This window comes from Methylobacterium sp. XJLW (genome assembly GCF_003254375.1).
GTDB classification, from domain to species: domain Bacteria; phylum Pseudomonadota; class Alphaproteobacteria; order Rhizobiales; family Beijerinckiaceae; genus Methylobacterium; species Methylobacterium fujisawaense.
This window is the reverse complement of sequence record NZ_CP016429.1, coordinates 2,862,551-2,878,375: the sequence shown is the minus strand read 5'-3', so window position 1 is coordinate 2,878,375 and position 15,825 is coordinate 2,862,551. Positions and strand designations below refer to the sequence as shown.

The 15,825-nt window shown below is 69.4% G+C and carries 11 protein-coding genes; 7 read left to right on the top strand and 4 right to left on the bottom strand.

Going from position 1 to position 15,825, the window contains the following annotated elements; genetic code table 11:
- The first annotated feature begins 88 nt into the window (after nt 1-88).
- Nucleotides 89-1,537, top strand: coding sequence for an amino acid permease (locus tag A3862_RS13355; protein ID WP_043385144.1), 1,449 nt, complete (start codon nt 89-91; stop codon nt 1,535-1,537).
- An 85-nt stretch (nt 1,538-1,622) separates the two neighbouring features.
- On the opposite strand, the gene moaB is transcribed toward A3862_RS13355, so the two are convergent.
- On the bottom strand, nt 1,623-2,180 hold the full coding sequence (gene moaB, locus A3862_RS13350; protein ID WP_043355725.1) for a molybdenum cofactor biosynthesis protein B: 558 nt from the start codon (nt 2,178-2,180) through the stop codon (nt 1,623-1,625).
- Between the two features lie 140 nt (nt 2,181-2,320).
- Between moaB and maiA the strand changes: the two genes are divergently transcribed.
- The 4 genes from maiA to A3862_RS13330 all read left to right on the top strand — a co-directional run bounded on the left by maiA (nt 2,321) and on the right by A3862_RS13330 (nt 5,110).
- Complete coding sequence (gene maiA, locus A3862_RS13345) at nt 2,321-2,968, top strand: maleylacetoacetate isomerase (protein WP_043355727.1); 648 nt, start codon at nt 2,321-2,323, stop codon at nt 2,966-2,968.
- A gap of 131 nt (nt 2,969-3,099) precedes the next feature.
- Nucleotides 3,100-4,431 carry an NAD(P)/FAD-dependent oxidoreductase gene (locus A3862_RS13340; RefSeq protein WP_043355729.1) on the top strand — a complete coding sequence of 444 codons (1,332 nt, stop codon included), beginning with the start codon at nt 3,100-3,102 and terminating at the stop codon, nt 4,429-4,431.
- Between the two features lie 65 nt (nt 4,432-4,496).
- Nucleotides 4,497-4,808, top strand: coding sequence for an EthD family reductase (locus tag A3862_RS13335; protein WP_043355731.1), 312 nt, complete (start codon nt 4,497-4,499; stop codon nt 4,806-4,808).
- Nucleotides 4,805-5,110, top strand: coding sequence for a hypothetical protein (locus A3862_RS13330; protein ID WP_043758980.1), 306 nt, complete (start codon nt 4,805-4,807; stop codon nt 5,108-5,110). Before A3862_RS13335 ends, A3862_RS13330 begins: the two co-directional genes overlap by 4 nt.
- Nucleotides 5,111-5,170: 60 nt before the next feature.
- On the opposite strand, the gene A3862_RS13325 is transcribed toward A3862_RS13330, so the two are convergent.
- From A3862_RS13325 to A3862_RS13315, 3 genes are all read right to left on the bottom strand, one after another.
- Nucleotides 5,171-8,509 carry a GAF domain-containing hybrid sensor histidine kinase/response regulator gene (locus tag A3862_RS13325; protein ID WP_111473639.1) on the bottom strand — a complete coding sequence of 1,113 codons (3,339 nt, stop codon included), beginning with the start codon at nt 8,507-8,509 and terminating at the stop codon, nt 5,171-5,173.
- 54 nt (nt 8,510-8,563) lie between these two features.
- On the bottom strand, nt 8,564-9,835 hold the full coding sequence (locus tag A3862_RS13320; RefSeq protein WP_043355737.1) for an O-antigen ligase family protein: 1,272 nt from the start codon (nt 9,833-9,835) through the stop codon (nt 8,564-8,566).
- Between the two features lie 125 nt (nt 9,836-9,960).
- The gene (locus tag A3862_RS13315) at nt 9,961-10,968 is read right to left on the bottom strand and encodes a CobW family GTP-binding protein (RefSeq protein ID WP_111473638.1); all 1,008 of its coding nucleotides are present in this window, start codon (nt 10,966-10,968) and stop codon (nt 9,961-9,963) included.
- Nucleotides 10,969-11,261: 293 nt separating this feature from the next.
- On the opposite strand from A3862_RS13315, the gene A3862_RS13310 reads away from it, so the two are divergent.
- A complete protein-coding gene (locus A3862_RS13310; protein WP_043385132.1) occupies nt 11,262-12,584 on the top strand; it encodes an efflux RND transporter periplasmic adaptor subunit in 1,323 nt (440 codons plus the stop codon).
- A gap of 16 nt (nt 12,585-12,600) precedes the next feature.
- Nucleotides 12,601-15,750: an efflux RND transporter permease subunit gene (locus A3862_RS13305; protein WP_043758984.1), complete on the top strand. Its 3,150-nt coding sequence runs from the start codon at nt 12,601-12,603 to the stop codon at nt 15,748-15,750.
- Nucleotides 15,751-15,825: the final 75 nt, after the last annotated feature.

Here is a 15,825-nt window from a genome sequence, read left to right as displayed (position 1 = left end):
TCTACAACACTTGAAGCGCGGCAGAAATTTCGCCGACTCTACATCTGTGGAAGCGGGCTGACCCGGCTCGATCTGGAAGGATGGTGCAATGGAATCGTCGGGCCTGATGGGGCGCAAATCGGTCGACGACATCGTCGAGAGCGGCGAGGGCGAGCAGCAGCTCTCGAAGTCGCTCGGCGCCCTCTCGATCACCGCGATGGGCATCGGGGCGATCATCGGCGCCGGCATCTTCGTTCTCACCGGCACGGCGGCGGCCCAGTATGCCGGACCGGGGATCATGCTGTCCTTCGTGCTCGGCGGCATCGCCTGCGCCTTCGTCGGCCTGTGCTATTCCGAGATGGCCGCGCTGATCCCGGTGGCGGGGTCGAGCTACACCTACACCTACGCGACGCTGGGCGAGTTCTTCGCGTGGCTCATCGGCTGGGACCTGATCCTCGAATACGCCATGGGTGCCGCCACCGTAGCGGTGGGCTGGTCGGGCTACGTCATCAGCATCCTGAAGACCGTCGGGATCGTGATCCCGGCCCAGTTCGCGAACGCGCCCGGCACGCCGATCGACGGCGGCGGGACGGCTCTGTTCAACCTGCCGGCGGTGCTGATCGTGGCGCTGATCACGATTTTGCTGATGCGCGGGACCAAGGAATCGGCGCGCTTCAACAACATCATGGTCGCGGTGAAGCTCACCGTGGTGGTGGCCTTCATCGCACTGGGCTGGGGCCACGTCGACACCGCGAACTGGAGCCCGCTGATCCCCGACAACGACGGCACCTTCGGGCATTTCGGCGCCAGCGGCATCCTGCGCGGCGCCGGCGTGGTGTTCTTCGCCTTCATCGGCTTCGACGCGGTCTCCACCGCCGCCCAGGAGGCGCGCAAGCCCCAGAAGGACATGCCCATCGGCATCCTGGGCTCGCTGGCGGTCTGCACGATCCTGTACGTGCTCGTCGCCGCCGTGCTCACCGGCCTCGTCCCCTACAAGGAGCTGAACGTCCCCGACCCGATCGCCAAGGGCGTCGACGTGATCGGCATCGGCTGGTTCGCCCTCCTGATCAAGCTCGGGGCGCTGACCGGGCTCACGACGGTGATCCTCGTCCTGCTCTACGGCCAGAGCCGGATCTTCTTCACCATGGCCCAGGACGGCCTGCTGCCGAAGATGTTCTCCCACGTCCATCCGACCTATCAGACGCCGTATCGCAGCCAGGCGCTGATCGGGGCCGTGGTCGCCGTGGTGGCGGCCCTGGTGCCGATCCACATCCTCGGGGAGATGGTGAGCATCGGCACGCTCGCCGCCTTCATCCTCGTCTGCGGCTCGGTGCTCTACCTGCGGCGGACCGAGCGCCACATGAAGCGGCCGTTCCGGGCCCCCGCCGTGCCGGTCGTGCCGATCCTCGGCATCCTGTTCTGCCTGCTCCTGATGATCGGCCTGCCCCTCGACACGTGGCTGCGGCTGGTGATCTGGATGGCGATCGGCCTCGTCGTGTACTTCTTCTACGGCCGCAAGCACTCGGTCCTGCGCCGGAAGGAGGGGAACGCGGCGTAGGGCAGACGGACCGGCCCCTCACGATCCCCCATGACGATCCCGTCATTCCGGGCCGCCGCGGGCGGGCCCGGACTGAGGCTCATGCTCACACCGCGATGCTGGCCCCGCGCCGCAGGTGCTCGTCGAGACGCGGCATGATCTCCACGAAGTTGCAGGGCCGGTGCCGGTAGTCGAGCTGCTGGGCCAGGATCCCGTCCCAGGCGTCCCGGCAGGCGCCCGGTGAGCCCGGCAGCACGAACACGTAGGTCGCGTGCGCGACCCCCGCGGTGGCGCGGGATTGCAGGGTCGAGGTGCCGATCTTGTCGTACGAGATCCGGTGGAACACGGCCGAGAAGCCGTCCATCCGTTTCTCGAACAGCGGCTCCAGCGCCTCGGGGGTGACGTCGCGGCCGGTGAAGCCGGTCCCGCCGGTGGTGATCACCACGTCGACGCCGGGATCGCGCAGCCACGCCTCCACCTGGCCGCGGATCGCCGGGACCTCGTCCGGCACGATCGACCGGGCCGCAAGACGATGCCCCGCCTCGGTGAGGCGCTGCGTCAGGGTGTCCCCCGAGCGGTCGTCCTCCGGGCGGCGCGTGTCGGAGACGGTCAGGACCGCGATGTTCAGGGGGATGAAGCGGCGGGCGTCGGTCTGATCGGCCATCGTGCGGGCTCTCCGGGACGGAAGACCGATATGGGCCGGCCGAAGCCGCTTGTCGCCCCCGGGCGGCCGCGTCCACGTCCCACTTGCGGTGCACGGCAAACTCGGCTGTGCTCTTCCGATCCCGTCGGAGATCGCTCCCCATGCACATGTACGGCAACTGGCGCTCGGCTGCGGCCTTCCGGGTGCGGATCGCCCTGAAGCTGAAGGGCATCGCCTACGAGGAGACCTTCATCGATCTCGACGCGGGCGATCAGCACAAGCCGGAGTTCCGGAGGATCAACCCGCAGGGCGCGGTACCGGCCCTGTTCGACGGCGACGGGCCGCCGCTCACCCAGTCGCTCGCGATCCTCGATTACCTGGAGGAGACGCGGGGCGGCGTGCGCCTCCTGCCGGAGGAGCCCCGGGCGCGGGCCCGGGCCCGCTCGCTGGCACAGGTGGTCGCCTGCGACACCCACCCGCTCTACGTGCCCCGGGTGCGCACCTTCCTGATGGAGCATTACGGTCTGCCCCGGGAGCGGATGCTGGATTTCCTGCGCAACGCCTTCACGACCGGCCTCGCGACCCTGGAGACGCGGCTGTCCACCGAGGCGGGCACGGGACGCTTCTGCCAGGGCGATTCGGTGAGCCATGCCGATCTCTGCCTCGTCAGCCTCTGGGTCGGGACCGGCATCTTCGGCATCGACACGGCGGCCTACCCGACGGTCGCGCGAATCGCCGAGGCCTGCCTCGCCCTGCCCGCGGTCGCGGAGGCACACCCGTTGCGTCAGCCGGGTGCCCCGTCGGCGTGATCGCGCGCCACGCGTGCGCGTGAATCCGCGCTGGTGACCTGGGGCTGCGACAAGCGGTTGTGGAATTCGGCGGCCCAGGCCGTGTAAGGAGGCCGGCGATTAATCCCGGTCCGGGGAAAGAAAGAGTGTCGATGGCATCCGTCGAGAACGAGTCCGGCCTGCATCGTGTCGTGGTGGTCGGCGGCGGCGCCGCCGGCCTCCAGCTGGTGACGAAGCTCGGCGACAAGCTCGGGCGCGGCAAGCGCGCGCACATCACCCTCGTGGACCGCGCCCGGACGCATATCTGGAAGCCGCTGCTTCACGAGGTGGCGGCCGGCAGCCTCGATGTGGGCCACCACGCGGTGGATTACCTGCATCACGCCCACATGCACGGCTTCCGCTACCGGATCGGGCGCATGACCGGCCTCGACCGCGAGGCGCGCACGGTCCAGCTCGCGGCGAGCCACGACGCGGAAGGGCGCGAGGTCACGCCCGAGCGCGCCGTCCCCTACGACACGCTGGTGATGGCGGTGGGCTCCACCACGAACGATTTCGGCACGACGGGCGTCGCCGAGCATGCCATCGCCCTCGACACCCAGGAGCAGGCGGTGCGCTTCCACCAGCGCCTCGTGAACGCCTCGCTGCGGGCCCACACCCAGGTCGGCCCGGTCCGGCCCGGCCAGCTCCACGTCACGGTGATCGGCGCGGGCGCCACCGGAACCGAACTCGCCGCCGAGTTGCACCGGACGCTGCGCCACGTCGTCTCCACCGGGCTCGACAAGATCGACCCGGGCAAGGACATCCGCATCACCCTGGTGGAGGCCGCGGACCGGATCCTGCCGGCGGTGCCGCAGCGCCTCTCGGCCGAGGTGATGCAGCTCCTCAACAAGATCGGCGTCGACGTGCGCGTGAAGGCCCGGGTGACCGAGGTACGCGCCGACGGCGTCCAACTCGCCGACGGGACCTTCATCCCGTCCGAGCTGGTCGTGTGGGCGGCGGGGGTGAAGGCGCCGCCGTTCCTGCAGGGCATCGGCGGCCTGGAGACCACGCGGACCAACCAGCTGGTGGTGACCCCGACGCTGCAGACGACCCGCGACCCGGATATCTTCGCCATCGGCGACTGCGCCTATCTGGTGGAGGCCGGCTCCGACACGCCGGTGCCGCCCCGCGCCCAGGCGGCCCACCAGCAGGCGAGCCACCTCATCAGCCAGATCCCGGCCAAGATCGCCGGGAAGCCGCTGAAGCCGTTCCGGTACAAGGATTTCGGCTCGCTGGTCTCGCTCGGCGAGTACTCGACCGTGGGCAGCCTGATGGGGTTCGTCCGCGGCAAGAACATGCTCATCGCCGGCCTGTTCGCTCGCATGATGTACCGCTCGCTCTACAAGATGCACGAGCGGGCGCTCCACGGCACGGCCAAGACGGTCCTCGACACCCTGGCGCGCGCGCTGACCCGGCGCACCGAGCCGCGGGTGAAGCTGCACTGACCGTCGCCCCACGAACCGAGGACGGGCGCCCGGGCGGACCGGGCGTGACACAGAAGGGAAGCCTCATGATCCTGGTAAGCGTGATGTATCCGGCCGGCCCGAGCTTCGACATGGGCTACTATCTCGGCCATCACATGCCGCTGGTGCGCGAGCGCTGGTCGTCCCTCGGCCTGCACGAGGCCAAGGTGGTCAAGGGCGCCGGCACGCCGGACGGCGGCACCGCCCCGTTCCAGGTGATGGCGCTGCTGACCTTCGCGTCGGTCGACGCCTTCCAGAAAGCCGTCGCCGCCCATGGCGAGGAGATCTTCGCGGACATCCCGAACTTCACGTCGGCGCAGGCCCAGGTTCAGATCAACGACTTCGCGGAAAGCCCGTGATCGACATCGTCAAGGCTGTTCAGGAGGCCGATCCGAGCCTCGGCACCTACGTGGTCGTGCTGCGCACCGACGCCCGGGCCCTCGACGGCCCGGAACGCTTCACGCCGGACGCGCAGGCCTGGATCGCCGACAAAACGCCCAGCGGCCGGCTGGCCCGGGTGCGGATCCTGCTCGCGCCCTATCCGGGCGCGGAACCGGCGGAGCGGGAGGTCACCGTTGCGGCCTTCACCGACGCCCGGGAGCTCGCCGCCTTCGCGACGACCTGGACCGGCGACCCGCTGCCCGAGACCGACGAGGCATAGGGACCAACCGCGCGGGGCGGCCCCTGTCGGGGCGCCGGCCCGCGCTTCAGCCGCGTCGCATCAGGCCGCGCGCAGCTGCCGGATGGCGCGCAGCGCCGTCGCCCGCTGGATTTCCAGGCGCCGGATCAGCGGCATCAGGTCGGCCCCCGCATGGGCGGCGGCCTCGACCTCGCGGCACAGGCTCGACAGGCCGACGAAGCCCAGGAGCCCCGCCGCCGCCACCAGGGCGTGCGCGTCGTGAGCGATCTGAAGACGGTCGGTCTCGCTCGGCCGGAACCGCTCGGACAGCTCGTTGGCCAGGAGATCGAGCAGCGCCCCCACCCGGTCGGAGCCGAAGCTCGCCGTCATTTCGGTGAGAACCGCGGCATCGAGGACGGCGGAATCGATGTCGGGTACGGTGCGCGGCTCCTCGGCCCGCGCCGGGCGGCGGGCGCCCGGGGCCGTCCAGCGGCTGATCGTGGCGAAGAGATCGGCCCGCCGGAACGGCTTGCCGACATAATCGTCCATCCCGGCCTCGCGCAGTTCCTCGATCTGCGACGGCAGGACGTTCGCCGTCATGGCCACGATCGGGATGTCGCAGGCGGGCGGCGCCAGGGCGCGGATGCGCCGGGTCGCCGTGAGCCCGTCGACCCGGGGCATCTGGACGTCCATGAGCACGAGATCGTAGGCGCGCCCCGCCGCGACGGACGATCCGACCGCCGTGATCGCCTCGGCCCCGTCCCCGGCGACATCCACCGTGTAGCCCTGGGATTCGAGCACCGCGCAGGCCAGTTCCTGGTTGAGCGGGACGTCCTCGACCAGGAGCAGCCGGATCGGGGAGGCTGGCACGGCGCCGGCCGCCGGGGCGGCCACGGACTGCGACCGCAGCAGCGCCGGATCCGCCTCGATCCGGTCCTCCGCCGCGTCGGCGCCCTGCTCGCCCCGCGGCAGCACCAGGCGGAACCAGAAGGTCGAGCCCTCCCCCTCGCGGCTCTCGACGCCGATCTCGCCGCCCATCAGGGTCACGAGGTGCCGGGAGATCGCGAGACCGAGGCCGGTGCCGCCGAACCGCCGGCTGATGGAGCCGTCGACCTGACTGAACCGCTTGAACAGCCTGTCCTGCTGCGCCGGCGCGATGCCGATGCCGGTATCGATCACGGAAAACCGCACCGCGTCGCCGGGGCGACCGTCGGCGGCGCGATCATCGCCTTCCCGCTCCACGGTCACCGTGACGGAACCCTCGGGCGTGAACTTCACGGCGTTGTTCAGGAGGTTGAGCAGCACCTGACGCAAGCGTCCCGCGTCACCGATCACGAAGGTCGGAAGGGCCGGGTCGATCCGGGCCTCGATGGCGAGGCCGCTGCGCAGCGCGCTGCCGCGCACGATCGAGACCGTCCCGTCCACGATCGAGACCAGCGGGAAGGGGACCGGATCGAGGGTCAGCTCGCCCGCCTCGATCTTCGAGAAGTCGAGGATGTCGTTGACGACCGTGAGCAAGGCCGCTCCGGAACTCTGGATCAGCTCCAGGCGGCGCCGGTCCTCGCTCTGGATCGCATCGCCGTCGAGGAGCAGCTCGGCATAGCCGAGGATGCCGTTGAGCGGCGTGCGGATCTCGTGGCTCATCGCGGCGAGGAACTCGCTCTTGGCCGCGCTCGCGCGCTCCGCCTCGGTGCGGGCCGCCTCGGCATCCCGCGTGGCGGTGCGCAGGGCCGCCTCGACCGCCTTGCGCTCGGTGATGTCGAGATGGAGGCCGACCATGCTCTGAGGGTGCCCCTCGGCGCCGCAGAGCGTCCGCCCGCGCGCGTAGAGCCAGCGCCCGCCGGCCCGGAATTCGGCCGCATAGGAGGTCCCGGACTCGACCGCCCGTCGGATCTCGATCCAGACATCGGCGACGTCGTCGGGATGAATCAAAGCAGTCCATTCGGACGCCGACAGCGTGTGCGCAGCGCCGTTATCCCGCAGACCGTGCATCCGGGCGCTTTCCGGGCTCAGCGTGACGAGCCCGGTGCGCATGTCCCAGTCCCAGGTGCCGGCCTCGGCGGCGTCCAGGGCGATGCCCAGCAGGCCGCGGGCCTCCTCGACGGCGAGCCGCGCCGTGATGATGTCGTCGACATCGAGTGCGGTCCCGAGCCACTCCGCCACAGCGCCGTCCGCCGGATCGAGGCGGATCGGAATCAGCGAGATCTTGTGCCACCGGTAGAGGCCGTCGTGGCGGCGGATCCGCCACTGGCCGCTATAGCCCGTCCCGGTCTCGACCGCCCGGGTCCAGGCCGCCTCCATGGCGGGCGCATCCTCCGGGTGGTTCCGGATCAGGCGCTCCGCGCGCTCGGGCCCGATCGGCCCGTAATAGGACTGGAACTGGGCGTTGGCGTAAGTGGACTGTCCGTCCCCGACCCGCATGGTCCAGACCAGCAGCGGCAGCGCCTCGGCGAGGCCGCGATAGCGCAGCTCGCTCCGGCGCACCTCGTCTTCGGCGCGCCGGCGCTCGGTCACGTCGATGAGAACGCCGACGAGGCCGGCATTGGGGTCCTCTCCCCGGCACATGCCGCGGACGACCACGTCGCGGAGCTCGCCGTCCGGACGGATCAGCCGCGCCTCGAAATCGAATCGCGTTCTGCGGGCGACCGCGTCGGCGACGATCGCCTCGAGCCGGGCGCGGTCGTCGGGATGGTAGATCTGCGAGAAGGCGTCGAGACGCGGCGGCGGTGTCGCGGGGTCGCGACCGGCGATGGCGTAGAGGCTGGCCGACCAGACCGGCTGACCGTCCGAGAGGTCCACGCGCCAGTTTCCGACGCTGGCGAGTTGCTCGGCCATCAGGAGCTGGTGGTTCGCCGCCTCCTGAGTGCGGGACCGGGCATGGATCTCGCGATGCTGCTCGCGGATCACCGCCTCGCGGATCGCGGCCTGCGCGATCTCGCGTTCGCGCTTGGCATTGGCCTCCGTCAGCCTCAGATGGGCCACGACGATCGCGGCGAGGTCGCGGAAGGCGGCGGCGTCCGCCGGCGAGAGACCGGCTCGGGGTTCCGGGTCGGCGAGGCAGAAGGTGCCGATCCGCAGGCCGGGCTCGAGGCTCAGCGGGATACCGGCATAGAACCGGATCCCGTCCGGCGCAGCGACGGCGGGCAGGTCACGGAAGCGCGCGTCGAGACGGGTGTCGGGTACGACGAGCAGGGCATCGCTGCGGATCGTGTGCTGGCACAGGCTCTGATCCCGCCGCATCGTGGTCGGCAAGGCCTGGCAGGGCGTCTTGAGCCACTGATGCGTGTCACCGAGGAAGGCCACGAACGCGTGGCGCACGCCGAACAGGCGGCAGGCTGTCCGGCAGACGGCCTCGAAATGCGGCTCGGGCGGCGTGCCCACGATCCCGAGGGCCTCAAGGGCGGCGACCCGATCGCCCTCGTTGTCCGGCTGTGTGTTCACGTACCGTCTCCGGGTGCGGATTGGCAGCTCGGCCGGAGCCGAGCGATGCCGCGCCTAGCGCCGCGTTTCAAGCGCACCCGCCTGCGGCGCGCCCGCGCGCAGCCGCGCCGCCTCCAGCGCCCAGACCATGCCCAGCATCATGTAGACGTGGCGCCACTTCTCGATATCGATCTGGACCGCCTGCAGGAAGAACATCAGCAGCGCCGGCCAGACGATCTGCGCGTGCGCCCGGACGGGCGACGGCCGTGCCAGGAGCCGGAACCCGACGATGCCGGTGATCACCACGAGGCCGATGAACACCGTGCCCCCGAGCCAGCCCCCGTTGGCGAAGGAGCCGATATACGAATTGTGCGGTTCGAGCCCGAAGATCAGCCGCCAGTGCATCGGCCCCATGCCGAACGGCCGCTCCAGCAGCATCGCGAAGCCGCGGATCTGGTTGCCGAAGCGGCCGGTCTCGCCCTGGTCGTAGTCCTGGGTCAGGGCCGCGCGGGTTTCGAACATCTTGTGGACGTGGTCGACCGAGAGCAGCCCGATCACCGCGACGGTGCCGAGGACGACCGTGGCGAGGGTCAGGAGCACGATGCGGCGGCGCAGGCGCGGGGCGGTGCTGCCGGCATAGACCGATCCCACCATCAGAAGCACCGCGACGACGCTCCCGCCCCAGGAGCCCCGCGAGAACGACAGGAAGATGCCGGCGACGATGATCAGCAGGCCGACGAGCGAGACCAGCGGTCGCCGGGTCGAGCCGGTGAGCAGGCCGTGCATCAGGTAGAGGGCGCCGAGCGTCAGGAAGGAGCCGAACACGTTCGGGTCCTGGAAGGTGCCCGAGGCCCGGTCGTATTTGTAGAACAGGTCCTCGATCCCGAGCCACTGGAGATAGCCGACGATGCCGAGCACCGCCGAGAACACGCAGCTCGCCGTGTAGGCCTTGAGCGCCAGCTCCATCCGGGCGTGGGTGTCGTCCGCGAAGAACATCGCGAAGAAGATGCAGGTGATCGCGAGGTAGATCAGCTGCACCGTCCAGGTGACCGGGAACTCCTCGTTCAGGTAGGGCAGCAGCGCGGAGACGATGGCCGCGAGGTAGAGCAGGAGGAGTGCGACCAGCGGCACCGCCCCGCGGTGCAGCCGCACGCCGAGGCAGAGCCAGAGCAGGATCGTGGGGATCGCCACCGCGTCGTACGGGGAGGTCTCCGAGAAGGCGAAGCAGGCGAAGAAGATGAACGCCGCAAACAGCGCCTTGGCCAGCCCCTCGACGGCCACGATGAGCGGGAGTCCGCCCGCGATCCCGGACGGGACCGGGCCTGCAGGCGCTGCGGTGTGGGCCATGGCTACGCGGGCTCCACGGGCCGGTTACGCTGGCCCGCTCGTGCCGTGATGCCATCCAATCGTTGAGAATCGCCTTCGGGCGGCGCTCAGGGCCCGGCCGCCCCCGTGGGAGGCGGCCGGTCGGCTCACGCGCGGCAGGCCTCGAAGCTCTCCGTGATCGCCGCCGGATCGAGGTTGCGCCCGATGAACACCACCCGCGAGACCCGCTTTTCGTCCTTCCCCCAGTCGCCCTGCACGTCGCCGTCGAGGATCATGTGCACGCCCTGGAAGACGAAGCGCTTCGGCTCGTTCGGGAAGGCCACGATCCCCTTGCACCGGAGGATGTCCGGACCCTGCGACTGGGTCAGGTTCGAGATCCACGGCATGAACTTGTCGGGATCGACCTCACCCTCGATCTTGGCCGAGACCGAGCGGATGTCGGAATCGTGATGGTGGTGGTGTCCCGCCTCCAGGAAGTCGGGTTCGACGTCGAGGATGCGGTCGAGGTCGAAGGCGTTGCGCTCCAGCACGGCCTCGAGGGGCACCGCGCAGTTCTGCGTGCGGTGGAGCTTGGCCAGGGGGTTGATCGTGCGGATCTCGGCCTCGACCCGGTCGAGGTCGGCCGGGGAGACGAGATCGCTCTTGTTGAGCAGGATCACGTCCGCGAAGGCGATCTGGTTCTTCGCCTCGGGCGCGTCCTTCAGGCGGTCGGACAACCATTTGGCGTCGGCCACCGTCACCACCGCGTCGAGGCGGGCGGCCTCGCCCACGTCCTGGTCGACGAAGAAGGTCTGCGCCACAGGGGCCGGATCGGCGAGGCCGGTGGTCTCGACGATGATCGCGTCGAACTTGCCTCGGCGCTTGACCAGCCCATCCATGATCCGGATCAGGTCGCCGCGCACCGTGCAGCAGACGCAGCCGTTGTTCATCTCGAACACTTCCTCGTCCGCGCCGACGACGAGGTCGTTGTCGATGCCGATCTCGCCGAACTCGTTGACGATCACGGCGTAGCGCTTACCGTGATTCTCGGTGAGGATCCGGTTGAGGAGCGTGGTCTTGCCAGCGCCGAGATAGCCGGTGAGCACGGTGACCGGGATCTTGCCGGCGGCTGAGCCGGATGCGGCCGGGGCGGGAGCGTTGCTCGTTTCGGACATGACGGGTTCTTCGGTGACGGAATCGGGATCGGGCGGGTCAGGCCCCGCGAGCGTTGTCATATTGTAACAAATCCCGTCAAAGGAAGACGGGGCCACACGGTTTCGCGACTGGGGCGCCAGATCGATTGCCTGTCTGACAAGCTTTGCTCTAGGCACGCGTTGCTGCCGGGAACCATCCCGCGCAGCGCCATAGAAAAGCACCAGCGATCGCATTGATCTTGGCGTCGTCCTGGCACGAATCGTACCCTCGTCAATCAGCCCGGTCCCTCGCCCGGACCTAGAAGATCATCCGCATGGACGCCCGAAATCCGCTGGACCAGGACGAGGCCGTCACCGTGCCCCCGCGCAACCGTCGGTGGTCCGGCCTCCTGGTCGTCGCCGTCCTGCTCGCGGCCGCTGCGGGCCTGGCCTTCGCGTTCTCCGACCGGACCCGCGAGACGGCCTCGAACCTCGTCGCCGCGCTGACGGGGCTGTTCGCACCAGCCAACCCTGACCCGGGCATCGATGTGGAGAAGGCCGGCCCGGTGGAACGGGTGTTCCGGCCCTCCAAGGAGCAGCGCGCCGCCTTCGAGATCCTGCCGGTCGCCAACCTGGTGTTCCGGCCCGAGGGCACCGCCGAGGGACGGATCGCCCTCAACGAGGACGACAACGTCCCGGTCGTCTCGCCCTATGCCGGCCGCGTGACGAAGGTCCTGGCCCGCGCCGGCGACGACGTGAAGGCCGGCGACGTTCTGCTGACGCTCGAGGCCACCGACATGGTCCAGGCGCAGAACGACTATCAGGCCGCCGTGAACAACCTCCAGAAGCAGCAGGCGCTTCTGAAGCTCGACCAGACCATCGCGCAGCGGCAGCAGGAGCTGTTCCAGGCCCACGCGACGGCCCTGAAGGACTACCAATCGGCCCAGAACGACGTCATCGCCGCCCAGAGCGACCTGAAGACCGCCGAGGGCGCCCTCGACGCGGTGAAGAACCGTCTGCGGATGCTGGGCAAGACCGACGCCGAGATGGCCGCCTTCGAGAAGAAGGGCACGATGAGCGCCGAGACGCAGATCCGGGCACCGATCGCCGGCACGATCGTCCAGCGCAAGGTCGGCACCGGCCAGTACCTCTCCGCCTCCAGCGACCCGGTCTTCGTGATCGGTGACCTGTCGACGGTGTGGCTCGTCGCCAACGTCCGCGAGAGCGAGATCCCGAAGATCCGCATCGGCCAGGAGGTCGAGGCGAAGGTGGCGGGCTTCGGCGCCCGGGTGTTCAAGGCCCGGGTGAACTACATGGCCTCCAGCCTCGACCCGGCGACGCGGCGGCTGGCCGTGCGCAGCGAGGTCGACAACCCGGACCGGGTGCTGCGCCCGGAGATGTTTGCCACCTACACGATCATCACCGGCAAGGGCGAGCCGAGCCCGAGCGTGCCGGTGGCCGCCATCGTGTACGAGGGCGACCGCACCCATGTCTGGGTGGCGCGGCCCGACGGAGCCGTGGAGGCGCGCGACGTCAAGCTCGGCCTGATCAACGGCGACAATGCCCAGGTCGTCCAGGGCCTGCGCGCGGGCGAGCAGGTGGTCACCCGGGGGGCCCTGTTCATCGATCGGGCGGCCACCGGCGACAAGGCGTCCTGAGCGGGGATCCGGTCCGATGAACGCCCTGATCACCTTCTCGCTGCGCCAGCGCGTGCTGGTGGTGCTGCTGTTCGTCGTGATGCTCGGCGTCGGCTACGGCGCCTACACGCAGCTCAACATCGAGGCCTATCCAGACCCGGTCCCGCCGCTGGTCGACGTGATCACCCAGAACCCGGGCCAGTCCGCCGACGAGATCGAGCGCTACATCACCATCCCCCTGGAGGTGGCGCTCGCCGGCATCCCCAACGCCCAGGTCGTGCGGACGATCTCGCTGTTCGGCCTCTCGGACGTGAAGGTCCAGTTCAACTACGAATACACGTACGAGCAGGCGCTGCAGCGGGTGCTCAACCGCCTGTCGCAGGCGCCGACGCTGCCCAACGGAGCGACGCCGCAGATCTCGCCGACGAGCCCGGTGGGCGAGATCATGCGCTACAAGCTCGTCGGCCCGGCGGGCTACTCGCCCATGGACATGAAGACCCTGCAGGACTGGGTTCTGCAGCGCCGGTTCAAGGCGATCCCCGGCGTCGTGGACGTCACGGCCTTCGGCGGCAAGGCCAAGGAATACGAGGTCGCGGTCGATCTGAACCGCCTCCAGGCCCAGGGCCTGACCCTGGTGCAGCTGACCAACGCGCTGAACAACGCCTCGATCAACGTCGGCGGCCAGACGCTGAACGTCGGCCAGCAATCGGCGGTGGTGCGCGGCATCGGCCTGATCCGCGACATGGACGACATCAAGGACACGATGATCAGCCTCGTCAACGGCACCCCCGTGCTGGTGCGGGACGTGGCGGAGGTGCGCGTGTCGAACGCCCCGCGCCTCGGCATCGTCGGCCACGACAACCAGCCCGACATCGTCGAGGGCATCGTGCTCATGACCCGCGGCGGCAAGAGCCTGCCGACGCTGGAACGGGTCGAGGCCGAGATCGACAAGATCAACAGCTCCACGATCCTGCCGCCCGACGTGAAGATCGAGCGGATCTACGACCGCTCGGGCCTGATCCACACCACCACCCACACGGTGATGCACAACCTCGTCTTCGGCGTGGTGCTGGTCTTCGTCGTGCAGTGGCTGTTCCTGGGCTCGCTCACCAGCGCGATCATCGTGGCGGCGACGATCCCGTTCGCCCTCGGCTTCGCGATCCTGATCCTGGTGGTGCGCGGCGATTCGGCGAACCTCCTGTCGCTGGGCGCTATCGATTTCGGTCTGATCGTCGACGCCACCGTGATCATGGTGGAGAACGTCTTCCGCCACATCGCCGAGCCCGACCACGTGAAGGGCGAGACGCCGCCCGACGGCCTGACGGGCCGGCTCGGCACCATCGCGGTCGCCGGGCGCGAGGTGAACCGGGCGATCTTCTTCTCGGCGACGATCATCATCGTCGGCTTCCTGCCGCTGTTCACGATGACCGGCGTCGAGGGCCACATCTTCGGCCCGATGGCCAAGACCTACGCGTACGCGCTGCTCGGCGGCCTGCTCGCCACCTTCACGGTCTCGCCTGCGCTCTCGGCCCTGATGCTGCCGAAGAAGCTTGAGGAGCGCGATACGCTCATCGTGCGGGTGCTGCGCGTCGGCCACGAACGCGCGCTGGCCTTCGGCCTGCGCAACCGCGTCCTGGCGCTTGCCGTGATGCTGGCGGTGCTGCTGGTCTCGGGGCTCACGGCCCGCAATCTCGGCCTCGAATTCCTGCCGCGGCTCGAGGAGGGCAATCTCTACGTGCGCGGGACGATGCCGGCCTCGATCTCGCTGGAGGCCGGCAACGCCTACGTCCAGCGCATGCGCAAGATCTTCCAGGAGGTCCCGGAGGTCACCACCGTCCTGTCGCACCAGGGCCGCCCGAACGACGGGACCGACGCCACGGGCTTCTTCAACGTCGAGATCCTGGCGCCGCTCAAGCCCATCGACCAGTGGCGCAAGGGCCTCGACAAGGAGACGCTGATCCAGGACCTGAGCAAGAAGCTGGAGGCGGAGTTTCCCGGCATCGAGTTCAACTTCTCGCAGTATATCGAGGACAACGTCCAGGAGGCCGCCTCGGGCGTGAAGGGCGAGAACTCGGTCAAGATCTACGGCAACGACCTCACCCAGCTCACCAAGACCGCCAATGCCGTGAAGGCAGCCCTCGCCAGCGTCCCGGGCGTCACCGACCTGTCGGTCTTCGAATCCCTCGGCCAGCCGACGGTGCGGATCGATGTCGACCGCCACAAGGCCGCCCGCTACGGCCTCTCGATCAGCGACGTGAACACCACCATCCAGGCGGCGATCGGCGGCCAGACCGCGGGCGACCTCTACGAGTACGGCTCGGACCGTCACTTCCCGATGCGGGTGCGGCTCGCCAAGGAGTACCGCTCGTCGCTGGCCGGCATCCGCAACATCGCGGTCGGTGCCCAGAACCCCAACGGCGGCGTCATCCAGGTGCCGCTCTCCGAGATCGCCGATGTCGATCTCGTCTCGGGGGCCTCGTTCATCTACCGCGAGGACCAGGAGCGCTACATCCCGGTGAAGTTCTCGGTGCGCGGCCGCGACCTCGGCAGCGCGGTGATCGAGGCGCAGCGCAAGGTCGCCGACGCGGTGGACCTGCCGCCGGGCTACCGGCTGGAATGGGTCGGGCAGTTCACCAACCTGAAGGAGGCGGCCACCCGGCTCAGCCTCGTGGTGCCGATCACGCTGCTGCTGATCGCGCTGCTCCTCTACATCAACTTCTCGTCGGTGGCCGACATGCTGCTGACCCTGTCGGTGATCCCGATGGCGATGATCGGCGGCATCTTCGCCCTGGCGCTGACCGGCACGCCGTTCTCGATCTCGGCGGCGATCGGCTTCATCGCGCTGTTCGGGATCTCGACCATGGAGGGCGTGATCCTGCTCGCCTACTACAACCAGCTGCTCGACGAAGGCTGGAAGCGGCAGGAGGCGGTCTGGCACGCCGCCGTGGTGCGCATGCGCCCGGTGATGATGACCTGCGTGGCGGCCTGCGTCGGCCTGCTGCCGGCGGCGGTTTCCACCGGCATCGGCTCGCAGGTGCAGAAGCCGCTGGCGCTCGTGGTGGTGGGCGGCATCATCCTGGCGCCGAACCTGATCCTCGTGGTCGTGCCGGTGCTGATCTCCCTGTTCTCCCGACGGCACCCGAACCCGGACGCACAGGCCCGGTCCGCGCATCGGGCCGCCGCGTGAGCCGGTTCACGACCGCACGAGCGGGGGCTCTGCCCGTTGCAGGGGCGCCACAACGGCATCCCCGCGGGCGCCAAC